We start from the raw sequence: 20,022 nt of genomic DNA on the forward strand, positions 1-20,022 counted from the left end.
GCGGCGCATTGATCTGTATCAATCCGTTTCAGCCGGGCTCAGAACCGGAGCGACATCTCCCGCAGCCGTGACAGGCGCGCCACAGGCCCGGCGCCCTGGCGGAGCGCGCCGAAACGGCCGTCGGCGACGATGCGACCCTCGGCCAGCATCACCACGCGGTCGTCATCGGCGAGGTGGTCGAGACGGTGGGTGATGGCGATCACCGTGCGCCGGGCGGCGAGCCCGGCGAGCGCGCGGCGGAATTCGGCCTCGGTCAGCGGGTCGAGCCCCTCTGTCGGCTCGTCGAGCAGCAGGAAGGGGGTGGCGCGCAGGGCGGCGCGGGCGAGCGAGAGCCGCCGCGCCTCGCCGCCGGAGAGTTTTGCCCCCGCCTCGCCCACCAGCGAATCGAGACCACCGGGACGGGCGCGGACGAAATCGGCGAGGCGGGCGGTCTCGAGCGCGTGCCAGAGTGCCGCATCGTCCGCATCCGGGCGGGCGAGGAGGAGGTTGTCGCGCAGGGTGCCGGCGAAGATCGCGGTGGTCTGCGAGACCACGGTGAACAGCGAGCGCAGGTCGTCGCCGCGGATGGCGGCGAGATCGACGCCGCCGATCGTGGCCGTTCCCGCCTCGTGCGGGGCGAAGCGGAGCAGCAGGTTGAACAGCGAGGTCTTGCCGGCACCGCTGCGGCCGAGAATGGTGACGTGCTCGCCCTCGGCGATCGCGAGGTCGATCCCGGCGAGCGCCGGATGCGCGGCGCCCGGATAGCGGAGCGAAACGCCGTCGAGCCGGAGATCGAGCCGGGCCGGGCGGGGCGGGCTGGAGGCGGGCTCGGCGACGGGCGGCGGGCGGTCGAGCAGGTCGAAGACGCGGCGCGCCGAATCCGCCATGCCGCCGAGGAGCTGGAACGCCGCCGGCAGCGGGGCGACGGCCTCGAAGGCGGCCATCGCGCCGAGGGCGAGCAGGGCGATGACCGGCCCGGCGATCCGGTGCGCATCGGCCAGCGCGCCGCCGAGCGGCAGCATCGCCAGCATCGTCAGCCCGGCCACGAGCAGGCCGGCGGCGGCGCCGAAGCCGGCGATCGCGGCGAGACGGCGCTGGGCGGCGAGCAGCGCCGCGCTCGCCGCGTCGACCCGCTCCGCCATCGCCCCGCTCGCATTGCAGGTGAGCAGTTCGGCCATGCCCTGGACGGAATCGACGAGATCGGCGCGCATCGTCGCCTGCAGCGCGACGGCGGCGCCGGCCGGGCGGCGGCCGAGGCCGAGGCTCGCCAGCGGCACCGCGACCCCGGCGACGACCAGCCCGAGCAGGAGCAGAAGCCCGGCCTCGGGCGAGACGATGGCGAAGCCGAGCGCCATGACCAGCGCCGCCGCCGCCGCGATCATGAAGGGCGAGGCGACGCGGAGGAAAAAATCGCCCAGCCGGTCGATATCGGCGACGAGGCGGGAGAGCAGGTCGCCGCCGCGCTCGCCGGCGAGGCCGACCGGGGCGAGCGGTTCGAGCCCGGCATAGGCGACCATGCGCAGCCGGGCGAGCAGGCGGAACGTCGCCTCGTGATCGACCAGCCTGCCGGCATAGCGGGCGAGCACGCGCAGGGTTGCGAAGAAGCGCACCCCGGCGGCCGGGGTGAAGAAGTTGAAGGCGTTCTGCGCCGCATAGCCGGCGACACCGACGACCCCGGTGGCGGCGAGGAACCAGCCGGAGAGCGCGAGCAGCGCGAAATTCGCCAGCACGGTGAGAACGCCGAGCCCGATGCCGGCGAGAACCCAGACCCGGTAGGGCGCGTAGAGGCGGAGCAGGCGGATCAGGTCGCGCATGGAGCCTCCGCGGCGCCGAGCAGGGCGGCATAGGCGCCGCCGCGGGCGAGCAGCTCGTCGTGCGTGCCGGATTCGGCGAGGCGCCCGCCCTCCAGCACCAGGATGCGGTCGGCCCGGCGGACGGTGGCGAGGCGGTGGGCGATCAGGATCGCGGTGCGGCCGCGGGCGAGGTCGGCGATGGCGGCGGCGATCTCGGCCTCGGTCTCGAGGTCGAGATGGGCGGTGGCCTCGTCGAGGATCAGCAGCGGGGTGTCGCGCAGGAAGGCGCGCGCGAGGGCGAGGCGCTGGACCTGGCCGCCGGACAGCCCGGCGCCGCCATCGCCGATGCGGGTTTCGATGCCGGCGGGCAGGCGGTCGATCTCGTCGAGCAGGCGGGCGCGGCGCAGGGCATCGCGCAGCGCCGCATCGTCCGCCTCCGGCCGGCCGAGGCGCAGGTTCTCGGCGATCGTGCCGGCGAAGACGCGGGGGGTCTGCGGCACATAGGCCAGCCGCGCCCACCACGCCTCGCGGTCGAGCGAGGCGAGCGCCGTGTCGCCGTTGACCATGACGGCGCCGGATTGCGGGGCGACGAAGCCGAGCAGGGCGGCGGCGAGTGTGGACTTGCCGGCGCCGGAGCGGCCGACGATGGCGGTGAGCGAGCCGGCGGGAAAGGCGCAGTCGATCCCGTGCAGCACCGTCTGGCCGGGTTCGTGGGCGATGGTGAGGCCGGCGCAGCGCAGCGATGGCGGGCCGGCGGGGGGAATGGCGCTGCCCCAGCTTGTGGCGGGCTTCGCGTCGAGCACGTCGAAGATGCGGCCGGCGGCGGCCAACGCCGTCATCCGCGCGTGATAATGGGTGGCGAGGCCGCGCAGGGGGAGAAAGAATTCCGGCACCAGCAGCAGCACGAAGAAGGCGGGAAAGAAGTCGATATGCCCGTGCAGCAGCCGCGCGCCGAACAGCACGGCGACCAGGGCGATCGAGAGCGAGGCGAAGAATTCCAGCACCGCCGAGGTGAGGAAGGCGACGCGCAGCCCGGCCATGGTGGCGCGGCGGTATTCATCGGCGATCCGCCCGATCAGCGCGATCTCGTCACGCGCCCGGCCGAACAGCCGCAGCGTGGTGATGCCCTGCACGGCATCGAGGAAGCGCGCGCTCATGGTCAGCAGTTCGCGCCATTGCCGGCGGTTGATCGCCTCGGCGCGGTAGCCGACGAAGACCATGAAGACCGGGATGATCGGGCCAGTGACGAGCAGGACCAGACCGCTGATCCAGTCGACCGGGAAAACGGCGGCGAGGATGGCGAGCGGGACCAGCGCGACCAGCGCCATCTGCGGCAGGTAGCGGGCGAGATAGGGCTCCAGCGCCTCGACCCCGTCGAGCATGGTGGCGGCGAGGTCGGCGCTGCGCTCGCCGGCGGCAAAGGCGGGGCCGAGGGCGAAGAGATGGTCGAGCAGCGCGCGGCGGAGCGAGAGCTTGACCGCGGCGGCGGCGTGGTGGGCGGCGAGTTCGGAGGCAAAGCTCAGCGCCGCGCGCAGGAGCAGAAGCCCGGCCAGGGAAGCGAGCGGCAGGGCCAGCGCGGCGGGGGCGGTGTGGCGAAAGATCAGCGCGGTGACGACATGGGCGAGCAGCAGCGCCTGGCCGATCACCGCGAGCCCGGCGGCGAATCCGAGCCCGATGGCGAGCGCGAGAAAGCGCCGCGCGCCCTGCCCCGCCGCGATCAGGCGGCGGTCGAGCGTGCGGCGGGGCGGGGCGGCGTCGTGGTTGTCTGCCTCGGTCAAGTCTGTCCTCTCACGCGGATCCGGCGGCCGCAGCGCCGGGCGCGGGCGGCGGACGGTTCACATGCGATGCCTGTTCTGGCATTGACATGAATCAATCGGTGTCGGGCAAGCCCTGTCCACGCTGGCCGGCCGGCGGAGGCTCCGGCCTCACGCAGGAATGACAGTCAAGGAGACCGGCCGGAATGGCGGCTTTGAAACGCAATCTCATTTTCGTGCTCGCCGCCATCATCACCGGACTGGTCTCCATCGCCTTCGGCATCGGCGTCGTCCGCGCGACGGCGCTGTTCCAGAACGTGACGGCGCAGCGCGGCTGGATCGTGTTCCTGCTCTGCCCGGCCGGGCTCGCGCTGATCGTCTATCTCACCCGGCAGGTGTTTCCCGGCGCGCAGGGCTCGGGCATTCCGCAGGCGATGGCCGGGTTGCAGATGCAGGATTCGGCCGATGTCGATTCGGTGCTGTCGCTGCGGATCGCGGTGGGCAAGTTCCTGCTCACCCTGATCGGCTTCGCCACCGGCGCGTCGATCGGCAAGGAAGGGCCGACGGTGCAGATCGGCTGTGCGGCGATGAACATTTGCGGGCGGATGGGGCTGGAGCGCACCCATGCGCTGCAACGGCTGCTGATCCTCGCCGGGGGTGCCGCGGGCATCACCTGCGCCTTCAACGCGCCGGTGGCCGGCATCGTCTTCGCGATCGAGGAGATGGCGCGCAGCTTCGACGACCGGCAGGTGCGCTCGATCATTCTCGCCGCCTTCGCCAGCGGCATCACCCTGCTCTTCGTCCTCGGCTACCAGCCTTATTTCGGCTTCTCGCACGCGGTGCTGAGGCTCGACTGGATCTGGCTGCTGATCCCGGTCTGCGCCGTGATCGGCGGGCTCGCGGGCGGGCTGTTCGCGCAGATCCTGGTGACGCCGTGGAAGTTCCTGCCCGGCACGGTCAACCGGCTCGCGCAGAAGCGGCCGGTGGTCTTCGCCGCCTTCTGCGGCCTCGTGCTCGCGGCGATCGGCTACGCCTCGCACGGGATGGTGTTCGATGCGAGCTATGCCAATGCGCGGGATGCGATGGTCTCGGGCGTGCTGCCGCCGGTCGATTTCGGGCCGCTGAAATTCCTCGCCACCCTGGTGTCGTATCTCTCGGGGATTCCTGGGGGGATTTTCGCGCCCTCGCTCGCCGTGGGCGTCGGTGTCGGCACGGCGTTCGTGCATCTGCTGCCGGGCCTGCCGGTGGCGGGATTCGCGATGGTCGGCATGGCCGGGTATTTCGCCGGCGTCGTGCAGTCGCCGCTGACGGCGGCGGTGATCGTGATCGAGATGACGTCCGATCCGTCGATGTCGGTGCCGGTGGGCATCGCCGCGATTCTCGGCACCATGGCCTCGCGGCTGGTCTGCAAGGAGCCGGTCTATCACGCGATGTCGCACCAGTTCCTGCGCGTCGTCGAAAACCGGCCGATGCCCAAGCCCAATACGGTCGAACCCGCCCCCGCCGCAGAGCATTGAGGCCCGCGCGGCGGCTTGCCTGAACCGCGCCGCAGCCGCATCTTCATCAACGAGGATCGATCTTCGGGAGACCGCCATGGATGCCGCCGAACTCCGCGCCCTGCAGGCGCCGCTGAAGCAGAAATACCGCGAGGACGCCGCCGCGGCGCGGATCGTCTCGCGCGCGGTGGGCGAGATCGTGCAGGGCGGGATCGCCTGCGTGGTGCGCGGCCATGACGGCGAGGTGACCGCCGGGCTGCACGAGGCGGCCGGCGGCGACGGCTCGCAGGCCTGTTCGGGCGACATGCTGCTGGAGGCGCTAGTCGCCTGCGCCGGGGTGACGCTCTCCGCCGTCGCCACCGCGATGGGGGTGATTGTGAAGCGCGGCAGCATCACTGCCGAGGGGGTGTGGGACGCGCGCGGCACGTTGGCGATCGACCGCGCCGCGCCGGTGGGTGTCACCGACATTTCGCTCCGCTTCGATCTCGACACCGATGCGGACGAGGCAACCGTGGCGCGGCTGATCCAGAGCACCGAGCGGTATTGCGTGATCCTGCAGACGCTGCGCAACCCGCCGCGGATCGAGGCGATTCGGGGCTGAACCCAATCAGCCGGGTTTTTGATCCGGCTGAGGTCAATCAGCCGGATTTTCGCGCCGGCTGAGGTCAATCAGCCGGGATCGAGGCGGAACAGGCCGGTCTCGCCGACATCGAGCGTGGTGAAGCACGCTGCCGGCAGGCCGGCGGCCTCGCGGGCGGCGGCGAGGTCGCGCTCCGGGGCGTCGATCGCCTCGTCGGTGAGTTGGAACGTGCCGAAATGCATGCCCACCGCGCGGGCGGCCCCGAGCTCGGCGAAGGCGCGCACCGCATCCGCCGGGTTCATGTGGACATTGCCCATGAACCAGCGCGGCTCGTAGGCGCCGATCGGCAGCAAGGCGAGGCCGGGGCGGCCGAGGCGCTCGCGGATCATGCGGAAATAGCCGGTATAGCCGGTGTCGCCGGCGAAATAGAGCTGCCCGGCGGCGTGGCGCAGCATGAAACCGCCCCAGAGCGTGGTGTTGCGGTCGCGCAGGGTGCGGGCGGCGAAATGCCGCGCCGGGGTCAGGGTGATGCGGGTGCCGTGCAGCTCGGCATGGTGCCACCAGTCCAGTTCGGTGACCGGGCCGAGCCCCTTGCGGGTGAGAAAGGCGCGGTTGCCGAGCGGCGCGAAGATCGGGGTGCGGCCGAAGCGCGCGTGCAGGGCGGCGAGGGTCGGGATGTCGCAATGGTCGTAATGGTTGTGCGAGAGCAGGATCGCGTCCGGCTTCGGCATCGCGTCGAGCGTGAGGCCCGGCGGGCGGACCCGGCGCGGCCCGGCCCAGCCGACCGGCGAGCAGCGCTCCGAGAGGATCGGGTCGGTCAGTAGAACGAGGCCCGGCAGGCGGATCAGGAAGCTCGCATGGCCGATGAACGTCACCGCCGCCTCGCCCTCCGCCACCTCGGCGGGCGGCGGAGCAAAAGTCCGGTTTTCCACCCGGTCGGGCCATTTTGCCCGTCCCTCGCGCCGTGTCACCCAGCGGAGCATCGGGAAGCGGCCGGTGCGGCGGCGCGCACCTTCGGGGTTGAAGAAGCGCGCGCCGTCGAAATGATCCGAGACCGGGTAGGCCAAGGTCAGCCGAACGCCGCGTTGAAGGCGCCGCCATCGAGCAGCAGGTTCTGGCCGACGATGAAGCCCGCCTGTGCCGAGCAGAGGAAGGCGCAGGCATCGCCGAATTCCTCCGGCGTGCCGACGCGGCCGGTCGGGTTGGCGGCGGCTCGGGCGGCGAGTTCGTCCTCCACCGAGCGGCCGGAGGCGCGGGCGGCGGTGGCCGCGTTGTCACGCAGCCGGTCGGTCATGAACGGGCCGGGGAGAAGATTGTTGATCGTCACGTTGTGCTTCGCGACCTGGCGGGCGAGGCCGGCGACGAAGCCGGTCAGCCCGGCGCGCGCGCCATTCGACAGGCCGAGGGCGGGGATCGGCGATTTCACCGCCGCCGAGGTGATGTTGACGATGCGGCCGAAGCGGCGCTCGATCATGCCATCGACCGTCGCACGGATCAGCGCGATCGGGGTGAGCATGTTGGCGCGCAGGGCGGCTTCCCAGTCGGCATCGGTGAACTTGCGGAAATCGCCGGCCGGCGGGCCGCCCGCGTTGTTGATCAGGATGTCCGGCGCGGGGCAGAGGGCGAGCGCCGCGGCGCGGCCCGATTCGGTGGTGATGTCGCCCGCCGCGATCTCGACCTTGACGCCGGTCTCGGCGCGGATCGCCGCCGCCGTTTCGGCCAACGCCGCCTCGCCGCGCGCGGTGATCACCAGATCCACGCCCTCGCGGGCGAGGGAAAACGCGACGGCGCGGCCGAGCCCCTTGCTCGCCGCGCACACGATCGCCCGCCTGCCCTTCAGTCCGAGTTCCATCTCTGCTCCCTTCCCTGTCCTGCTTGTGTCGAGGCCGCGTCCATAGCATCAGATGGGCGCGATACCGAATTCGACAGGGGACCATGACCACCGCCATGACCGAGCGCGCGCTGACCGGGCTGAAGGTGATCGACCTGACCAGGGTGCTGGGCGGGCCGTATTGCACGATGATCCTCGCCGATCACGGCGCGGACGTGATCAAGATCGAGCCGCCGCAGGGCGACGAGGTGCGCGACTGGGGGCCGCCCTTCCTCGAACGGGCGGACGGAGCGCGGGATGCGAGCTATTTCCTCGGCGCCAACCGCAACAAGCGGGCGATGACGCTCGACCTCGCGCACGAGCAGGGCCGCGCGGTGCTTCTGCGGCTGCTGGAGGACGCCGACGTGCTGGTGGAGAATTTCAAGCCCGGCACGCTGGAGAAATGGAATATCGGGCAGGCGGCGCTGGCCCCGCGCTTTCCGCGCCTCGTGCATTGCCGGATCTCGGGGTTCGGCGCCGACGGACCGTTCGGCGGGCTGCCGGGCTATGACGCGGTGGTGCAGGCGATGACCGGGCTGATGACCATCAACGGCCGTCCCGGCGAGGGGCCGCTCAGGATGGGCACGCCGGTGGTCGATCTCGCGACCGGGCTGTATTCGGCGATCGGCATCCTGATGGCGTTGCAGGAGCGGCAGCGCTCGGGACGCGGGCAGTTCATCGACATGACGCTGCACGATGCGGGCATGGCGCTGCTGCATCCGGCGGCGGCGAACTACCTGCTCAACGGCAAGCGGCCGGCGGCGACCGGCAATGCCCATCCGAACATCGCCCCCTATGACACCTTCCCCACCGCGACCTGCGAGATCTTCATCGCCGGCGGCAATGACGGGCAGTTCCGCAAGCTCTGCGCGCTGCTGGAGCGGCCGGACATCGCCGCCGATCCGCGCTTCGCCACCAATGCCGACCGTCTCGCCAACCGCGCGGCGATGACCGCGGCGCTGACCGAGGCCCTCGCCGCGCATGACGGCGAGGCGCTGGCCGAGCGGATGATCCGCGCCGGGATTCCCGCCGGGCCGGTGCGGCCGGTGGACGCGGCGCTGGAGAGCGCGCATGCGCGGCATCGTGGCATGGTGGCGGAACTGGACGGGGTGCGCACGCTGGGCACGCCGATCAAGTTCTCGCGCACGCCGGGCGGGCCGCACGCGCCGCCGCCCGGCTTTGCCGCGCATCTCGACGAGATCCTCGCCGAGCATGGCTATACCGAGGCCGAGATCGCCGCGCTGGAGGCGGCGGGCGCGATCCGCCGGGTGCGGCGCGCCTGATTTTTTTCTCCGCCGCGGCGCGGGGCTGGTCCCTGCCCTGCCCCGCGCGGGGCGGGGTCAGTGGATCAGGATGTAATGGATGGTTGCCGTTACCTGCTCGGATTTCGCTTTCGAGCCTGGCGGGAATTTCGGCACATGCGCGCCGTTGAACAGGCCGTACCACGCCATGTCGAGCAGCGGCGCGCCGGAGCGGCGGACCATGCGCAGGTCGATCACCCGCCCGTCGGGCAACACGGTGAAGCTGACCGTCACCGAGCCCTGCTGGCCCTGGGCGGCGGCACCCTCGGGGTAATAGTCGTGGGTGTTCACCCATTTGTTGAATGCGCTCTGCCAGTCCGGACCGGCCTTGCCCTTGAAGACGATGTCCGGCGCGTGCCGGTTGAAGTCGGGTGCTGCAGGGGCGAGGTTGAGCGCCGTGCTGCGGTGGGCGAGCGCGGTGGTCGGCCGGGTGCCGAACGACATGCCGTTCATCACCATGTAGGAGTGGCGCGGCGCGGGCCGGGCCGGGTGCGGCGGTGACTTCGGCACCGGCGGCGCCTGCGGGATGATGGCGGCCTGCATCGCCGGCGGGGTGAAGGGCTTCATGTTGAGATGGACCGCCGGCAGCGGGGCAGGCGACGGTGCCGGCCGAGGCGCCGGTTGCGGCTGTGGCGGCGGCGGCGGCAAGTTCGGCACCGCGTTCGGCGCATGGGTCGGCGTCTTCGGCGCGGCGTTCCGCTTCGCGGTGTGGGTGAGGCCGGAATTCTGGAACACGACCGCGATGCCGGATTCGGGTTGCGGCTCCGGCAGCCGGCGGGAATGCACCACGTAGAGCAGCAGCAGCAGGATCGCCGCGTGCAGGGCCAGCGAAACCGGCAGGGGAATGCGCCAGCGCGGCCGCCGCCGCCTCTCCCGCGTCATCGGCGGCGGCGCGGCACCAAGCGCCGCGCCGCCGGCCCGGACCGGATCAGTAATGCGGATAGGCGTAGTAGCCGGGCGGCGCGTAGGCGGGCGCGCCGTAGTTGTAGGCCGGTCCGTATCCGCGCGCATAGCCTTCCATCTTGTTGCCGTGCGCCACCATACACTGCGCATAGGCCACGTTGTAGCGCGCCTGCATCGAGTCCGCCGCGTTCTGGGCGTTGCCCCCGCCCATGGCGCTGCCGAGCAGCAGGCCGGAGCCCGCGCCGATCGCGGCGCCGGTGCCGGCATTGCCGCCCGCGGCGCCGAGCAGCGCGCCGGCCGCGGCACCGAGCAGCGTGCCGCCGACCGCCGTGTTGGTGGCCGACTGGCCGGCGGCCTGCGCCTCGGCCGGGTTGATCTGGCGGCTCGCATAATAGCGGCAGAGCGAGTCGTCATGGCGGAACTGGTCGAACGAGACGCCCGGCCCGGGCATCGAGACGACGCTCGGCCCGCTCGGCGGCGCCACGGCGCAGCCGGCGAGCAGAAGGGCGATGGCGGCGGCGGCAGGCAGAACTGGCTTCATGTCCTTCATCCTGTTGGTTGGAGCCCCGTCCAGATAGTTGGCGCGCGGGCGGCGGAACGCAACGGCGATCGCCCGCGAGGCAGGCCGCCGGCCGTGAGGCGCGTCACAGCCCGTCGAAGAATTCCTTCACCTTGGCGAAGAATCCCTCGTGTTCCGGGCTGCCGGAGGCGGTGTTGCCGGCCTCGCGCTCGAACTCCTCGAGCAGTTCGCGCTGGCGCTTCGTCAGATTCTGCGGCGTCTCGACCGCGACCTGGATATACATGTCGCCCCGCGCCGTGCTGCGCAGCACCGAGAACCCCTTGCCGCGCAGGCGGAACTGGTCGCCCGTCTGGGTGCCGGCGGGGATCTTGACGCGGGCGCGCGTGCCGTCGATCGCCGGAACCTCGATCTCGCCGCCGAGGGCGGCCTGGGCCATGCGCAGCGGCACACGGCAGAACACGTTGGCGCCATCGCGCTGGAAGATCGGGTGCGGGCGGATCGAGACATGAACGTAGAGATCGCCGGGCGACGCGCCGCGGCCGCCGGCCTCGCCCTCGCCGGAGAGGCGGATGCGCGTGCCGTCCTCGACGCCGGCGGGAATGGTGACCGAGAGCGTGCGCTCGCGCGGCACGGTGCCGGCGCCGGAGCAGACCCGGCAGGGATTGCGCACGGTGCGGCCGGCGCCACCGCAGGTCGGGCAGGTGCGCTCGACGACGAAGAAGCCCTGCTGGGCGCGCACCCTGCCGGCGCCGCCACAGGTCGGGCAGGTGTCGTTCGCGGCGGACTTGTCGGCCGAGCCGGTGCCCGAACAGGCATCGCAGGACACGCGCGTGGGCACGCGGATCTCGGTCTTGGTGCCGGTGAAGGCCTGGGTCAGGTCGATCTCGACGGCGGCGCGCAGGTCGGCGCCCGCGCGCTCGGTGCGGCCACCGCGGCGACCGCCCATCGCCTCGCCGAACATCTGCTCGAAAATGTCGCCGATGCCGCCCTCGAACCCGCCGAAGCCGCCGAAGCCGCCGCCAAAGCCGCCGGCCCCCGGCCCGCCGCCATTCTCGAACGCGGCATGGCCGAAGCGGTCATAGGCGGCGCGCTTCTGCTCGTCCTTGAGGACGTCGTAGGCTTCGTTGATGTCCTTGAATTTCTGCTCGGCCGCGGCGTCGCCCGGGTTGCGGTCCGGGTGGTACTGCATCGCCAGCTTGCGATAGGCCTTCTTCAGCTCATCGGCCGAAGCGCCCCGCGACACGCCGAGAAGTTCGTAATAATCCGTCTTCGCCATGGTCCCGGCTTAACCCCGACAATCTCTGAAACAAGAATGTCCCGGACCATTGCTGGCCCGGGACTGGTAACCGTCTATCGCGCGGCGGACGACGTCACGCGGACTTCTTCTTGTCGTCGACATCCTCGAATTCGGCGTCGACCACCTTGTCGCCCGGCGCGGCCGTCTCGGCGCCCGGCTGGGCGGCACCGGCCTCGGCCTGCGCCTTGTACATCGCCTCGCCAATCCGCATGGCGACCTGGGTCAGCCGCTCGGTGGCCGACTTAATCGCCTCGAGATCGCTGCCTTCCAGCGCGGAGCGCACCGCGGCGATCGCCGCCTCGGCCTCGCCCTTGTCCTGGGCGGAGACCTTGCCCTCGTTGTCCTTCAGCGTCTTCTCGGTCTGGTGGACGAGGCCGTCGGCATGGTTGCGGGCATCGACCAGCTCGCGCTTGGCCTTGTCGGCCGCGGCGTTCGCCTCGGCGTCCTTCACCATGCGCTCGATATCGGTGTCCGACAGGCCGCCGGAGGCCTGGATGCGGATCTGCTGCTCCTTGCCGGTCGCCTTGTCCTTCGCCGAGACGGACACGATGCCGTTGGCGTCGATGTCGAAGGTGACCTCGATCTGCGGCACCCCGCGCGGGGCCGGGGGAATGCCGGTCAGGTCGAAATTGCCGAGCAGCTTGTTGTCCGCCGCCATCTCGCGCTCGCCCTGGTAGACCTTGATGGTCACGGCGGTCTGGTTGTCGTCGGCGGTGGAGAAGGTCTGGCTCTTCTTGGTCGGGATCGTGGTGTTGCGGTCGATCAGGCGGGTGAACACGCCGCCCAGCGTCTCGATGCCGAGCGAGAGCGGGGTGACGTCGAGCAGGAGGACGTCCTTGACGTCGCCCTTGAGCACCGCGCCCTGGATGGCGGCGCCGATGGCGACCACCTCGTCGGGGTTGACGTTGCGGGCGGGTTCCTTGCCGAAGAAGGTCTTCACCGTCTCGATGACCTTGGGCATGCGGGTCATGCCGCCGACCAGGATCACCTCGTCGATCTCGCCGGCGGTGACACCGGCATCCTTCAGCGCCGCGCGGCACGGGCCGAGCGTGCGCTCGACCAGATCATCCACGAGGCTTTCGAGCTTGGCACGGGTCAGCTTCATCACGAGATGCTTCGGCCCCGAGGCGTCGGCGGTGATGAAGGGCAGGTTGATCTCGGTCTCCTTCGAGGAGGACAGCTCGATCTTCGCCTTTTCAGCGGCTTCCTTCAGGCGCTGGAGGGCGAGCTTGTCCTTGCGCAGGTCGATGCCCTGCTCGCGCTTGAACTCCTCGGCCAGGTAGTCGATCACGCGCTGGTCGAAATCCTCGCCGCCGAGGAAGGTGTCGCCGTTGGTGGACTTCACCTCGAACACGCCGTCGCCCAGTTCGAGGATCGAGATGTCGAACGTGCCGCCGCCGAGGTCGTAGACCGCGATCGTGCCGCCCTGCTTCTTGTCCATGCCGTAGGCGAGAGCCGCCGCCGTCGGTTCGTTGATGATGCGCAGCACCTCGAGCCCGGCGATCTTGCCGGCGTCCTTGGTGGCCTGGCGCTGGGCGTCGTTGAAGTAGGCCGGGACGGTGATGACCGCCTGGGTCACGGCTTCGCCGAGATAGGCCTCGGCGGTTTCCTTCATCTTGGTCAGCACGAAGGACGAGATCTGGCTCGGCGCGTAGCGCTGGCCGCGCGACTCGACCCAGGCATCGCCATTGTCGCCGCGGACGATGTTGTAGGAGACGAGGCCCTTGTCCTTCTCGACGGTGGGATCGTCATAGCGGCGGCCGATCAGGCGCTTGACCGCATACAGCGTGTTCGTCGGGTTGGTGACCGCCTGACGCTTGGCGGACTGGCCGACCAGACGCTCGTTGCTCTCGGAGAAGGCGACCATCGACGGTGTCGTGCGCGCGCCCTCGCTGTTCTCGATCACGCGGACATCCTTGCCCTCCATGATCGCGACGCAGGAATTCGTGGTGCCGAGGTCGATACCGATGACCTTACTCATAGAAACGCTCCTTTCAGCGGGTGAGCCGGACCCGAAGCATCGGGCGCACCCCTATTGTTTCACCCCGTTGATGTATTGAACCACCCCCGAAGGCACAAGGGGCGGCCGGCCGGCGGCTGCGGAAATTTAGCCGCCCGGCGTTAACGAAAACTCAAGGCTCACGCCTCGATATCCAGCGGCTTGCCCGCCTGCGCCCTGGCGACGACGACCATCGCCGGCTTGAGCAGGCGACCGTTCAGCGTCCAGGTGCGGCTCCAGGCCTGGATCACCGTGCCCGGCGGGGCATCGGATGTCTCCTGCTCGCCCATCGCCTGGTGCTTGTCGGCGTCGAATGTCGCGCCCATCGCCTCCTCGGCGCGGATGCCGTGGCGTTCGAGCATGGCGATGAAGCTGCGCTCCACCCCGGCGAAGCCGTCGCGCAGCCTGGCGAGCAGTGGCGACTCGCCCTCCTGCGGCGGCGGCAGCGCATCCAGCCCGCGGCGAAGGTTCTCGGCGGTCTCGGCAACGTCGGCGGCGAATTTCTGCACGGCGTAGAGCCGCGCATCCTCCACCTCGCGCCGCGTGCGGGCCCGCAGGTTCTCCATCTCCGCCTGCGCGCGCACCCATTTGTCCCGCAGATCGGCGGACTCCGCCTCGAGGGCGGCGATCCGCTCGCGGGCGGCGGCAAGCTGCTCGGCCTCGGAAGCGGGCGCCCTCTCGCTGCCGGCCTCCAAGGGATCCGCCCCCGCGTCGAGCACGGGTTCGGCGTTCAGCGTGTCTTCGGTCATGCGCCGCAATTAGGACACGGCCCGACCCTGCACAAGGGCCGGCGCGGTCGGATAGCCGCGGAACGAAAGCCGCAACGATTACAATTTTTAATTTTGGGCGTTACATGACCACACGTATAACGTGCATATGCCAATTGCCGATCTCCGCCCGACCGACCTTCCGCGTTCCCCTGTCGATGCCGTCTTCCGGCGCATGATCGCGAGCCGCGACGAAAAGATCGCGGGATTGCAGGACCGGATTCTCGACCTCGAGGAAAGGCTGCGCCGGCAGGAGGCCCGCCATGCGCTGGACGCGGTGCACGCCGCGGCGCTCGCCAGGCTGAACGCCGAACTGGTCTGGCCCGATGGGCCCTGGCCGGTGCGCGCCGTGCTGCCGCTCGCCCGGCTGATCCGCCGCGTTACCCGGCGTTGAACGACACGTCGCGCTGCCGGCGCATCAGGTGCTCGCCGGCATCGACATAGAGCGTGGTGCCGGTGACCGACGGGGTTTCGACGATGAAACGCACCGCGCGCGCGATGTCCTCCGGCTGCGAGCCGCGCCGCAGCGGTGTTGCGCTCTGGCCGCGGCGGAAATTCTCCTCGCTCTGCTTCGCGGCGATCAGCGTCAGCCCCGGCGCGACACCGCAGACCCGGACCGCCGGCGCCAGCGCCATCGCGAGCATCTCGGTCGCCGCGGCGAGGGCGGCCTTGGACAGCGTATAGGCGAAGAAATCCGGGTTCAGGTTCGCGAGTTTCTGGTCGAGCAGGTTGACGATCACGCCCTGCCGGCCGCCGATCCGCGCCGCCATGTCGCGCGCCAGCAGCACCGGCGCGGCGAGGTTCGGCGCCATGTGGGCGGCGATCGAGGCGGCGGTGACGCTGGCGGCGGAATCGAACTCGAAGCGCGAGGCGTTGTTGACCAGCACGCCGATCGGCCCGGCCAGCGCCTCGGCCCGCGCGATCAGGGATTCGACCGCCGCCGGATCGGCAAGGTCGGCGGCCAGGACATGCGCCACCCCGCCCTGGGCGCGCAGCTCGGCGGCAAGGGCTTCGGCCTCGCCGGACGAGGCGCGGTGGTGGATGACGACCGGAAAGCCGGCCTGCGACAGGCTGCGGACGATCGCGGCCCCCAGCCGCTTCGCGCCGCCCGTCACCAGCGCCGCGCCCTCGAACGGCGCGGTCATGGGAACAGCGCCGCGGCGAGGGCGGCGGGATCGTCGAGCAGCGCGGTCGGGCGCGGGGCGAGCAGGTCGAACAGCCGCGCGGTGCCGAAGGCGGCGAGATCGACATCCATCATGTCCGCGACCATCGCCTCGTAGTTGTCCTCGAGGCGGCGGCTCGCCGGATCGAGCCCGGTGACCAGCAGCAGCCCGGTCGGCGGGGCATCCAGCGCCAGCAGCCGCAGCTCCGGCCGGTAGCGGCGCAGCAGCACGGCGACCTTCCAGACATCGCCGGCCCACCAGCCGGGCACCACGGCATCGCGGCGCAGGTCGGGGTTCTGGTCGCGGTTGGTGATGCGCGGGTCGATCGGCAGGCAGTCATGCAGCGCGATCACGCTGTGCCCGTGGCAGACATGCTCGGTGTTGACGATGTCGCGGAGCAGGAACTCGAAACGGTGCATCCCGTCCAGGAAGGCGAAATCGACCGGGCCGCCGAGCAGCGCCAGCGGGTCGCGCCGGGCGAAGAAATCGTCGCTCGTGCAGGCGAAGAGATGGCAGGCGGGCTTGCCGGCGAGCACGTCGCGGTCGAGCCGGAAATCGGGGTCGATCGCGAGGCTCTCGGCTTCCGCCAAGGCCAGCGACTCGCCGCGCCAGACGCCGATCTCGAGATAGCGGCGCGGTGCCAGGGCACGGTGCAGCCGGCCGAGGCAGTCGAGATAGTCCGCACCCTGGTGGTGTGCCATCACCTCCGGCGCCGGCACGTTCATCGCGCCGTGCCGCGCGCCTGGCCGAGTTCGGACGGCGTCATCTGGAAGCCGACCAGCACCTGCTGCGCGGCGCTGCGCGGCGCGTTCGGGAAATCGAGCCGGATCGGCTTCGTGGTGGCGACGGCCTGCGTCGCGCCGTTGCGGAAATCGAAGCGCACCGGATAGACCTGCTTGGCGATGATGCTGTCGCCCTCGGTGATCGCCACGAAATACGGCAATGTGAAGTCGTCCTGCCGGGCGGCGAGGCCCTTGGTCGCGGCGAAGCCGATGCGGAAGACGACGCGCTCGCCATGATGGCCGCGCGCGGAGCACTTGCCGGCGACGCCGGTGACCCTGGCATCGATGATCCGGGCCGCGACCTCGTCGGACGGGCCGGCGCTGCGGACCAGGCGGCTCGCCTGCTGGAGCACGGCGACCTGCGGGCAGTCGAGCTTCGGGCCGGACCCGCCGGCGCAGGCGGCAAGAGCGAGCGGGACGAACAGGGCGGCAAGGCGGGCGATGCGGGTCAACTCTGTCTCCATCCGATTTGTCGGTTCTCCCTTGCCATCAAATCGGCGATCGGTCATCTCCCGGGGCCATGGCAGTCTATACGGAAGTGACGGACGACGCGCTGGCCGCGTTCCTCGAAGGATACGACATCGGCCGCATGGTCGCGTTCCGCGGCATCGCCGAGGGGGTCGAGAACAGCAATTATTCGCTGCGCACCACCGAGGGCGACTTCATCCTCACGCTCTACGAACGGCGGGTCGACCCGGCGGACCTGCCCTGGTTTCTCGGGCTGATGGAACATCTCGCCGCGAAATCCCTGCCCTGCCCGCTGCCGGTGCGCGCGCGCGACGGCGCCAATCTCAATCCGCTGGCCGGGCGGATCGCGGCGATCACCACCTTCCTGCCCGGCGTGTGGCCGCGGCGGCCGACGGTCGCGCATTGCGGCCCGCTCGGCGCGGCGATGGCGCGGATGCATCTCGCCGGCGAGGATTACGCGCCGACCCGCGCCAACGCGCTCGGCCCGCAGGGCTGGCCGCCGCTGCTCGCGCGCTGCGGCGACAGCGGCGATGCGGTGCGGCCGGGCCTGACCGGCGAGGTTCGCACGGCGCTGGACGCCACCCTCGCCGCCTGGCCGGGAGCGCTGCCGCGCGGGCACATCCATGCCGACCTGTTCCCCGACAACGTGTTCTTCCTCGACCACGCGATCTCGGGGCTGATCGATTTCTATTTCGCCGCGACCGACCTTTACGCCTACGACATCGCGGTGTGCCTCAACGCCTGGTGCTTCGAGCCGGATTTCAGCTTCAACATCACCAAGTCGCGCGCGCTGCTGCGCGGCTACCAGGCGGTCCGCCCGCTCTCGGCCGCCGAGACCGAGGCGCTGCCGGTGCTCTGCCGGGGGGCGGCGATCCGCTTCCTGCTCACCCGGCTCTATGACTGGATCAACACGCCGGACGACGCGCTGGTGACGCGCAAGGACCCGCTCGACTATTACTGGCGCCTGCGCTTTCACCTGCAGGCGGGATCGGCGGCCGATTATGGCGTCTGAGCCGGGCGGACTGGTCGAGATCTGGACCGATGGCGGCTGCAAGCCCAATCCGGGCGCCGGCGGCTGGGCGGCGGTGCTGCGCTTCGGCGCGGCGGAGCGGGAAATGTCCGGCGCCGAGCGCGAGACCACCAACAACCGCATGGAACTGACCGCCGCCGCCGCCGCGCTGGAAGCGCTGAAGCGCCCGTGCCGGGTGAAGCTGCACACCGACAGCGAATATCTGCGCAACGGCATCACCCGCTGGCATACCGGCTGGGTGCGACGGAACTGGCGCAACGCGCAGGGCGACCCGGTGGCGAATTACGAGCTCTGGCAGCGCGTGCTGGCCGCGGCGAAGCCGCACGAGATCGAATGGATCTGGGTGCGCGGCCATGCCGGCGACCCGATGAACGAGCGGGTCGACCAGCTCGCCACCGCAGCCCGCGAGGCGATGCTCCGCGAGCCGGCGGAGACGTCCACGGCCCGCAGGTAACCGCCCGCGGGCGGACGGTCAGGCGACGGTGAACCCGCCATCGACCGGCAGGATCGCGCCGTTCACCATGCTGGCCGCATCCGAGAGCAGGAAGGCGATCACCGACGCCACCTCCTCCGGCTGCGCGAACCGGCGCAGCGGGATCCGCGCCAGCATGGAGCCGGCCTTGGCGGGATCGCTCCAGGCGCGCTCGGCCATCGGCGTCAGCGTCACCACCGGGTTGACGCTGTTGGTGCGGATGCCGAACGGGCCGAGTTCCTGCGCCATCGTCATCGTCAGCGAATCGAGCGCCGCCTTGGACGCGCCATAGGCCGCGTGATCCGGCGTGCCCCAGAGGCTCGCGATCGAGGAGACGTTGACGATCGTCCCCTTCACCCCGCGGCGGATCCAGTCCCGCGCCACGACCTGGGCGACCAGCATCGGCGCCCGCGCGTTCACCGCCATGATCCGGTCGAACATCTCGGCAGTGGTGTCGACGAACGGCGCGAGTTCGGCGATCCCGGCATTGTTGACCAGGGCATCGACCGGCAGCGCCGCCTCCGCCATGGCCGCCGCCGCCGCCGCATCGGCGAGGTCGACGGCGTGGATCCGGCAGCCGGTCTCGGCGGCGAGGCTTGCGAGGTCGTCGGGCGCGCGGCTGGCGGCGATGACCTCCGCGCCCTCCGCCGCGAGCATCGCGACCGCGACACGGCCGATGCCCTTGCCCGCGCCGGTGACCAGGATGCGCCGCCCCGCGAAACGCCCGGCTCCCGAACCTCCCATCGCGTTCCTCCTCAATGTCCCGGCGGGCGCAACGCGGCCCCGCCTTGCGCGTCGAAGAGATGCATGTTGTCGGCCGGCACGGCGAGGTCGATCCGCTCGCCCTCGCGCCAGTGGCGCTCGTTGCGCGGCCGGCGGACGACGACTTCCTGGCCGTCCGCGGTACGGAAATGCACCTCGATCTGCGCGCCGAGATGCTCGACCACGTCGATCACGCCGCCGATCGCCATCTCGCCGGGGGCGGCGGCGCCGGGCCGCGCATCCTCGCCGCGGAAGCCGACCAGCACGTCGTCCGGCACGGCCACGCCGGGCGGCAGCGGCGCGCGGAGCGACGGCGTGTCGATCACGTCGCGCCCGATGCCGTGCGCGGCGCGCACGAGGTTCATCCGCGGCGCGCCGATGAAGCGTGCGACGAAGGCGTTGGCCGGGCGGGCATAGATGTCGTCCGGCGTGCCCATCTGCTCGACGCGGCCGAAATTCATCACCGTGATGCGATCGCCGAGGCCCATCGCCTCTTCCTGGTCGTGGGTGACGTAGATCGTCGTCATGCCCACCTTGCGGTGGATCCGCAGCAATTCGGCGCGCATGATGGTGCGCAGCTGGGCATCGATGTTCGACAGCGGCTCGTCCATCAGCGAGACCGACGGCTCGCGCGCGATGACGCGCGCCAGGGCGACGCGCTGGCGCTGCCCGCCGGACAGCGCGCGCGGCTTGCGGTCGAGATAGGGCGCGATCTGCACCAGGTTGGCGACGAAGCCGATCCGCCGCTCGATCTCCGCGGCATCGAGGCCGCGCAGCTTCAGGCCGAGCGCGATGTTCTGCCGCACCGTCATGTGCGGATAGAGCGCGTAGTTCTGGAAGACCATGCCGACGTCGCGGCGGGCCGGCGGCAGCAGCGTCACGTCGGTGCCGCCGATCAGGATGCGGCCGGTGCTCGGCGTCTCGAGCCCGGCGATCATGCGCAGCAGCGTCGTCTTGCCGCAGCCCGAGGGGCCGAGCAGCACCATGAACTCGCCGTCGGCGATCGCGAGGTCGACCCGCTGCAGCGCCTCGACCGCGGCAAACCGCTTGGTCACGCCCTCGATGATGATCTCTGCCACGCTTGTC

Annotated in this window: 20 protein-coding genes; 6 read left to right on the plus strand and 14 right to left on the minus strand. The window is 70.9% G+C overall.

Features of this window, described 5'->3' with window-relative positions:
- Positions 1–38: 38 nt before the first annotated feature.
- Both cydC and cydD read right to left on the minus strand, forming a co-directional pair.
- The gene (cydC, locus tag ACRY_RS10600; protein ID WP_011942388.1) at positions 39–1,793 is read right to left on the minus strand and encodes a thiol reductant ABC exporter subunit CydC; all 1,755 of its coding nucleotides are present in this window, start codon (positions 1,791–1,793) and stop codon (positions 39–41) included.
- Positions 1,781–3,550 carry a thiol reductant ABC exporter subunit CydD gene (gene cydD, locus ACRY_RS10605; protein WP_011942389.1) on the minus strand — a complete coding sequence of 590 codons (1,770 nt, stop codon included), beginning with the start codon at positions 3,548–3,550 and terminating at the stop codon, positions 1,781–1,783. The genes cydC and cydD overlap by 13 nt, the downstream gene beginning before the upstream one ends.
- A gap of 182 nt (positions 3,551–3,732) precedes the next feature.
- Between cydD and ACRY_RS10610 the strand changes: the two genes are divergently transcribed.
- Both ACRY_RS10610 and ACRY_RS10615 read left to right on the plus strand, forming a co-directional pair.
- Positions 3,733–5,043 (plus strand): chloride channel protein, encoded by a 1,311-nt coding sequence (locus ACRY_RS10610; RefSeq protein WP_011942390.1) that lies wholly within the window; start codon positions 3,733–3,735, stop codon positions 5,041–5,043.
- A 76-nt stretch (positions 5,044–5,119) separates the two neighbouring features.
- Entirely contained in the window at positions 5,120–5,623 is a 504-nt protein-coding gene (locus ACRY_RS10615) for an OsmC family protein (protein ID WP_011942391.1), read from the plus strand.
- A gap of 68 nt (positions 5,624–5,691) precedes the next feature.
- Here ACRY_RS10615 and ACRY_RS10620 read toward each other — a convergent pair whose 3' ends face one another.
- Together ACRY_RS10620 and ACRY_RS10625 are read right to left on the minus strand one after the other, a co-directional pair.
- Positions 5,692–6,669 carry an MBL fold metallo-hydrolase gene (locus tag ACRY_RS10620; RefSeq protein WP_011942392.1) on the minus strand — a complete coding sequence of 326 codons (978 nt, stop codon included), beginning with the start codon at positions 6,667–6,669 and terminating at the stop codon, positions 5,692–5,694.
- 2 nt (positions 6,670–6,671) lie between these two features.
- On the minus strand, positions 6,672–7,454 hold the full coding sequence (locus ACRY_RS10625; protein ID WP_011942393.1) for an SDR family oxidoreductase: 783 nt from the start codon (positions 7,452–7,454) through the stop codon (positions 6,672–6,674).
- A gap of 83 nt (positions 7,455–7,537) precedes the next feature.
- On the opposite strand from ACRY_RS10625, the gene ACRY_RS10630 reads away from it, so the two are divergent.
- Positions 7,538–8,755: a CaiB/BaiF CoA transferase family protein gene (locus tag ACRY_RS10630; RefSeq protein ID WP_011942394.1), complete on the plus strand. Its 1,218-nt coding sequence runs from the start codon at positions 7,538–7,540 to the stop codon at positions 8,753–8,755.
- 57 nt (positions 8,756–8,812) lie between these two features.
- Here the strand turns inward: ACRY_RS10630 and ACRY_RS20420 are convergent, their stop codons facing one another.
- From ACRY_RS20420 to ACRY_RS10655, 5 genes are all read right to left on the minus strand, one after another.
- Positions 8,813–9,655 carry an energy transducer TonB gene (locus tag ACRY_RS20420; RefSeq protein WP_043509157.1) on the minus strand — a complete coding sequence of 281 codons (843 nt, stop codon included), beginning with the start codon at positions 9,653–9,655 and terminating at the stop codon, positions 8,813–8,815.
- 46 nt (positions 9,656–9,701) lie between these two features.
- On the minus strand, positions 9,702–10,217 hold the full coding sequence (locus ACRY_RS19130) for a glycine zipper family protein (RefSeq protein WP_035186982.1): 516 nt from the start codon (positions 10,215–10,217) through the stop codon (positions 9,702–9,704).
- A gap of 103 nt (positions 10,218–10,320) precedes the next feature.
- Entirely contained in the window at positions 10,321–11,472 is a 1,152-nt protein-coding gene (gene dnaJ, locus ACRY_RS10645) for a molecular chaperone DnaJ (RefSeq protein WP_007421612.1), read from the minus strand.
- A gap of 94 nt (positions 11,473–11,566) precedes the next feature.
- On the minus strand, positions 11,567–13,474 hold the full coding sequence (gene dnaK / locus ACRY_RS10650; protein ID WP_007421611.1) for a molecular chaperone DnaK: 1,908 nt from the start codon (positions 13,472–13,474) through the stop codon (positions 11,567–11,569).
- 158 nt (positions 13,475–13,632) lie between these two features.
- Entirely contained in the window at positions 13,633–14,241 is a 609-nt protein-coding gene (locus tag ACRY_RS10655; protein ID WP_007421610.1) for a nucleotide exchange factor GrpE, read from the minus strand.
- 127 nt (positions 14,242–14,368) lie between these two features.
- On the opposite strand from ACRY_RS10655, the gene ACRY_RS10660 reads away from it, so the two are divergent.
- On the plus strand, positions 14,369–14,653 hold the full coding sequence (locus ACRY_RS10660) for a hypothetical protein (protein ID WP_011942396.1): 285 nt from the start codon (positions 14,369–14,371) through the stop codon (positions 14,651–14,653).
- Here the strand turns inward: ACRY_RS10660 and ACRY_RS10665 are convergent.
- From ACRY_RS10665 to ACRY_RS10675, 3 genes are read right to left on the minus strand one after another with little or no spacing between them, the layout of a single operon-like run.
- A complete protein-coding gene (locus tag ACRY_RS10665) occupies positions 14,640–15,404 on the minus strand; it encodes an SDR family oxidoreductase (protein ID WP_011942397.1) in 765 nt (254 codons plus the stop codon). The genes ACRY_RS10660 and ACRY_RS10665 overlap by 14 nt on opposite strands.
- Positions 15,401–16,147 carry a class I SAM-dependent methyltransferase gene (locus ACRY_RS10670; protein WP_011942398.1) on the minus strand — a complete coding sequence of 249 codons (747 nt, stop codon included), beginning with the start codon at positions 16,145–16,147 and terminating at the stop codon, positions 15,401–15,403. The genes ACRY_RS10665 and ACRY_RS10670 overlap by 4 nt, the downstream gene beginning before the upstream one ends.
- Positions 16,144–16,656 carry a hypothetical protein gene (locus ACRY_RS10675; protein ID WP_231295241.1) on the minus strand — a complete coding sequence of 171 codons (513 nt, stop codon included), beginning with the start codon at positions 16,654–16,656 and terminating at the stop codon, positions 16,144–16,146. Before ACRY_RS10675 ends, ACRY_RS10670 begins: the two co-directional genes overlap by 4 nt.
- A gap of 68 nt (positions 16,657–16,724) precedes the next feature.
- On the opposite strand from ACRY_RS10675, the gene ACRY_RS10680 reads away from it, so the two are divergent.
- A complete protein-coding gene (locus ACRY_RS10680) occupies positions 16,725–17,684 on the plus strand; it encodes a homoserine kinase (RefSeq protein ID WP_011942400.1) in 960 nt (319 codons plus the stop codon).
- Entirely contained in the window at positions 17,674–18,156 is a 483-nt protein-coding gene (rnhA, locus tag ACRY_RS10685) for a ribonuclease HI (protein WP_007421928.1), read from the plus strand. Before ACRY_RS10680 ends, rnhA begins: the two co-directional genes overlap by 11 nt.
- Before the next feature lie 18 nt (positions 18,157–18,174).
- Here rnhA and ACRY_RS10690 read toward each other — a convergent pair whose 3' ends face one another.
- The gene (locus ACRY_RS10690; RefSeq protein ID WP_011942401.1) at positions 18,175–18,918 is read right to left on the minus strand and encodes an SDR family oxidoreductase; all 744 of its coding nucleotides are present in this window, start codon (positions 18,916–18,918) and stop codon (positions 18,175–18,177) included.
- 11 nt (positions 18,919–18,929) lie between these two features.
- The gene (locus ACRY_RS10695; RefSeq protein WP_007421926.1) at positions 18,930–20,015 is read right to left on the minus strand and encodes an ABC transporter ATP-binding protein; all 1,086 of its coding nucleotides are present in this window, start codon (positions 20,013–20,015) and stop codon (positions 18,930–18,932) included.
- Positions 20,016–20,022 lie beyond the last annotated feature (7 nt).

Source organism: Acidiphilium cryptum JF-5, from assembly GCF_000016725.1.
GTDB classification, from domain to species: Bacteria; Pseudomonadota; Alphaproteobacteria; order Acetobacterales; family Acetobacteraceae; genus Acidiphilium; species Acidiphilium multivorum.

What these genes read in the sequence shown, in the direction of transcription:
- ACRY_RS10610 (WP_011942390.1), top strand. Translation starts at nt 3,733, where the DNA reads ATGGCGGCTTTGAAACGCAATCTCATTTTCGTGCTCGCCGCCATCATC.
- dnaJ (WP_007421612.1), bottom strand. Translation starts at nt 11,472, where the DNA reads ATGGCGAAGACGGATTATTACGAACTTCTCGGCGTGTCGCGGGGCGCT.
- rnhA (WP_007421928.1), top strand. Translation starts at nt 17,674, where the DNA reads ATGGCGTCTGAGCCGGGCGGACTGGTCGAGATCTGGACCGATGGCGGC.
- ACRY_RS19130 (WP_035186982.1), bottom strand. Translation starts at nt 10,217, where the DNA reads ATGAAGCCAGTTCTGCCTGCCGCCGCCGCCATCGCCCTTCTGCTCGCC.
- cydC (WP_011942388.1), bottom strand. Translation starts at nt 1,793, where the DNA reads ATGCGCGACCTGATCCGCCTGCTCCGCCTCTACGCGCCCTACCGGGTC.
- ACRY_RS10625 (WP_011942393.1), bottom strand. Translation starts at nt 7,454, where the DNA reads ATGGAACTCGGACTGAAGGGCAGGCGGGCGATCGTGTGCGCGGCGAGC.
- ACRY_RS10655 (WP_007421610.1), bottom strand. Translation starts at nt 14,241, where the DNA reads ATGACCGAAGACACGCTGAACGCCGAACCCGTGCTCGACGCGGGGGCG.
- ACRY_RS10670 (WP_011942398.1), bottom strand. Translation starts at nt 16,147, where the DNA reads ATGAACGTGCCGGCGCCGGAGGTGATGGCACACCACCAGGGTGCGGAC.
- ACRY_RS20420 (WP_043509157.1), bottom strand. Translation starts at nt 9,655, where the DNA reads ATGACGCGGGAGAGGCGGCGGCGGCCGCGCTGGCGCATTCCCCTGCCG.
- ACRY_RS10665 (WP_011942397.1), bottom strand. Translation starts at nt 15,404, where the DNA reads ATGACCGCGCCGTTCGAGGGCGCGGCGCTGGTGACGGGCGGCGCGAAG.
- ACRY_RS10690 (WP_011942401.1), bottom strand. Translation starts at nt 18,918, where the DNA reads ATGGGAGGTTCGGGAGCCGGGCGTTTCGCGGGGCGGCGCATCCTGGTC.
- ACRY_RS10660 (WP_011942396.1), top strand. Translation starts at nt 14,369, where the DNA reads ATGCCAATTGCCGATCTCCGCCCGACCGACCTTCCGCGTTCCCCTGTC.
- dnaK (WP_007421611.1), bottom strand. Translation starts at nt 13,474, where the DNA reads ATGAGTAAGGTCATCGGTATCGACCTCGGCACCACGAATTCCTGCGTC.
- ACRY_RS10680 (WP_011942400.1), top strand. Translation starts at nt 16,725, where the DNA reads ATGGCAGTCTATACGGAAGTGACGGACGACGCGCTGGCCGCGTTCCTC.
- ACRY_RS10615 (WP_011942391.1), top strand. Translation starts at nt 5,120, where the DNA reads ATGGATGCCGCCGAACTCCGCGCCCTGCAGGCGCCGCTGAAGCAGAAA.
- ACRY_RS10630 (WP_011942394.1), top strand. Translation starts at nt 7,538, where the DNA reads ATGACCACCGCCATGACCGAGCGCGCGCTGACCGGGCTGAAGGTGATC.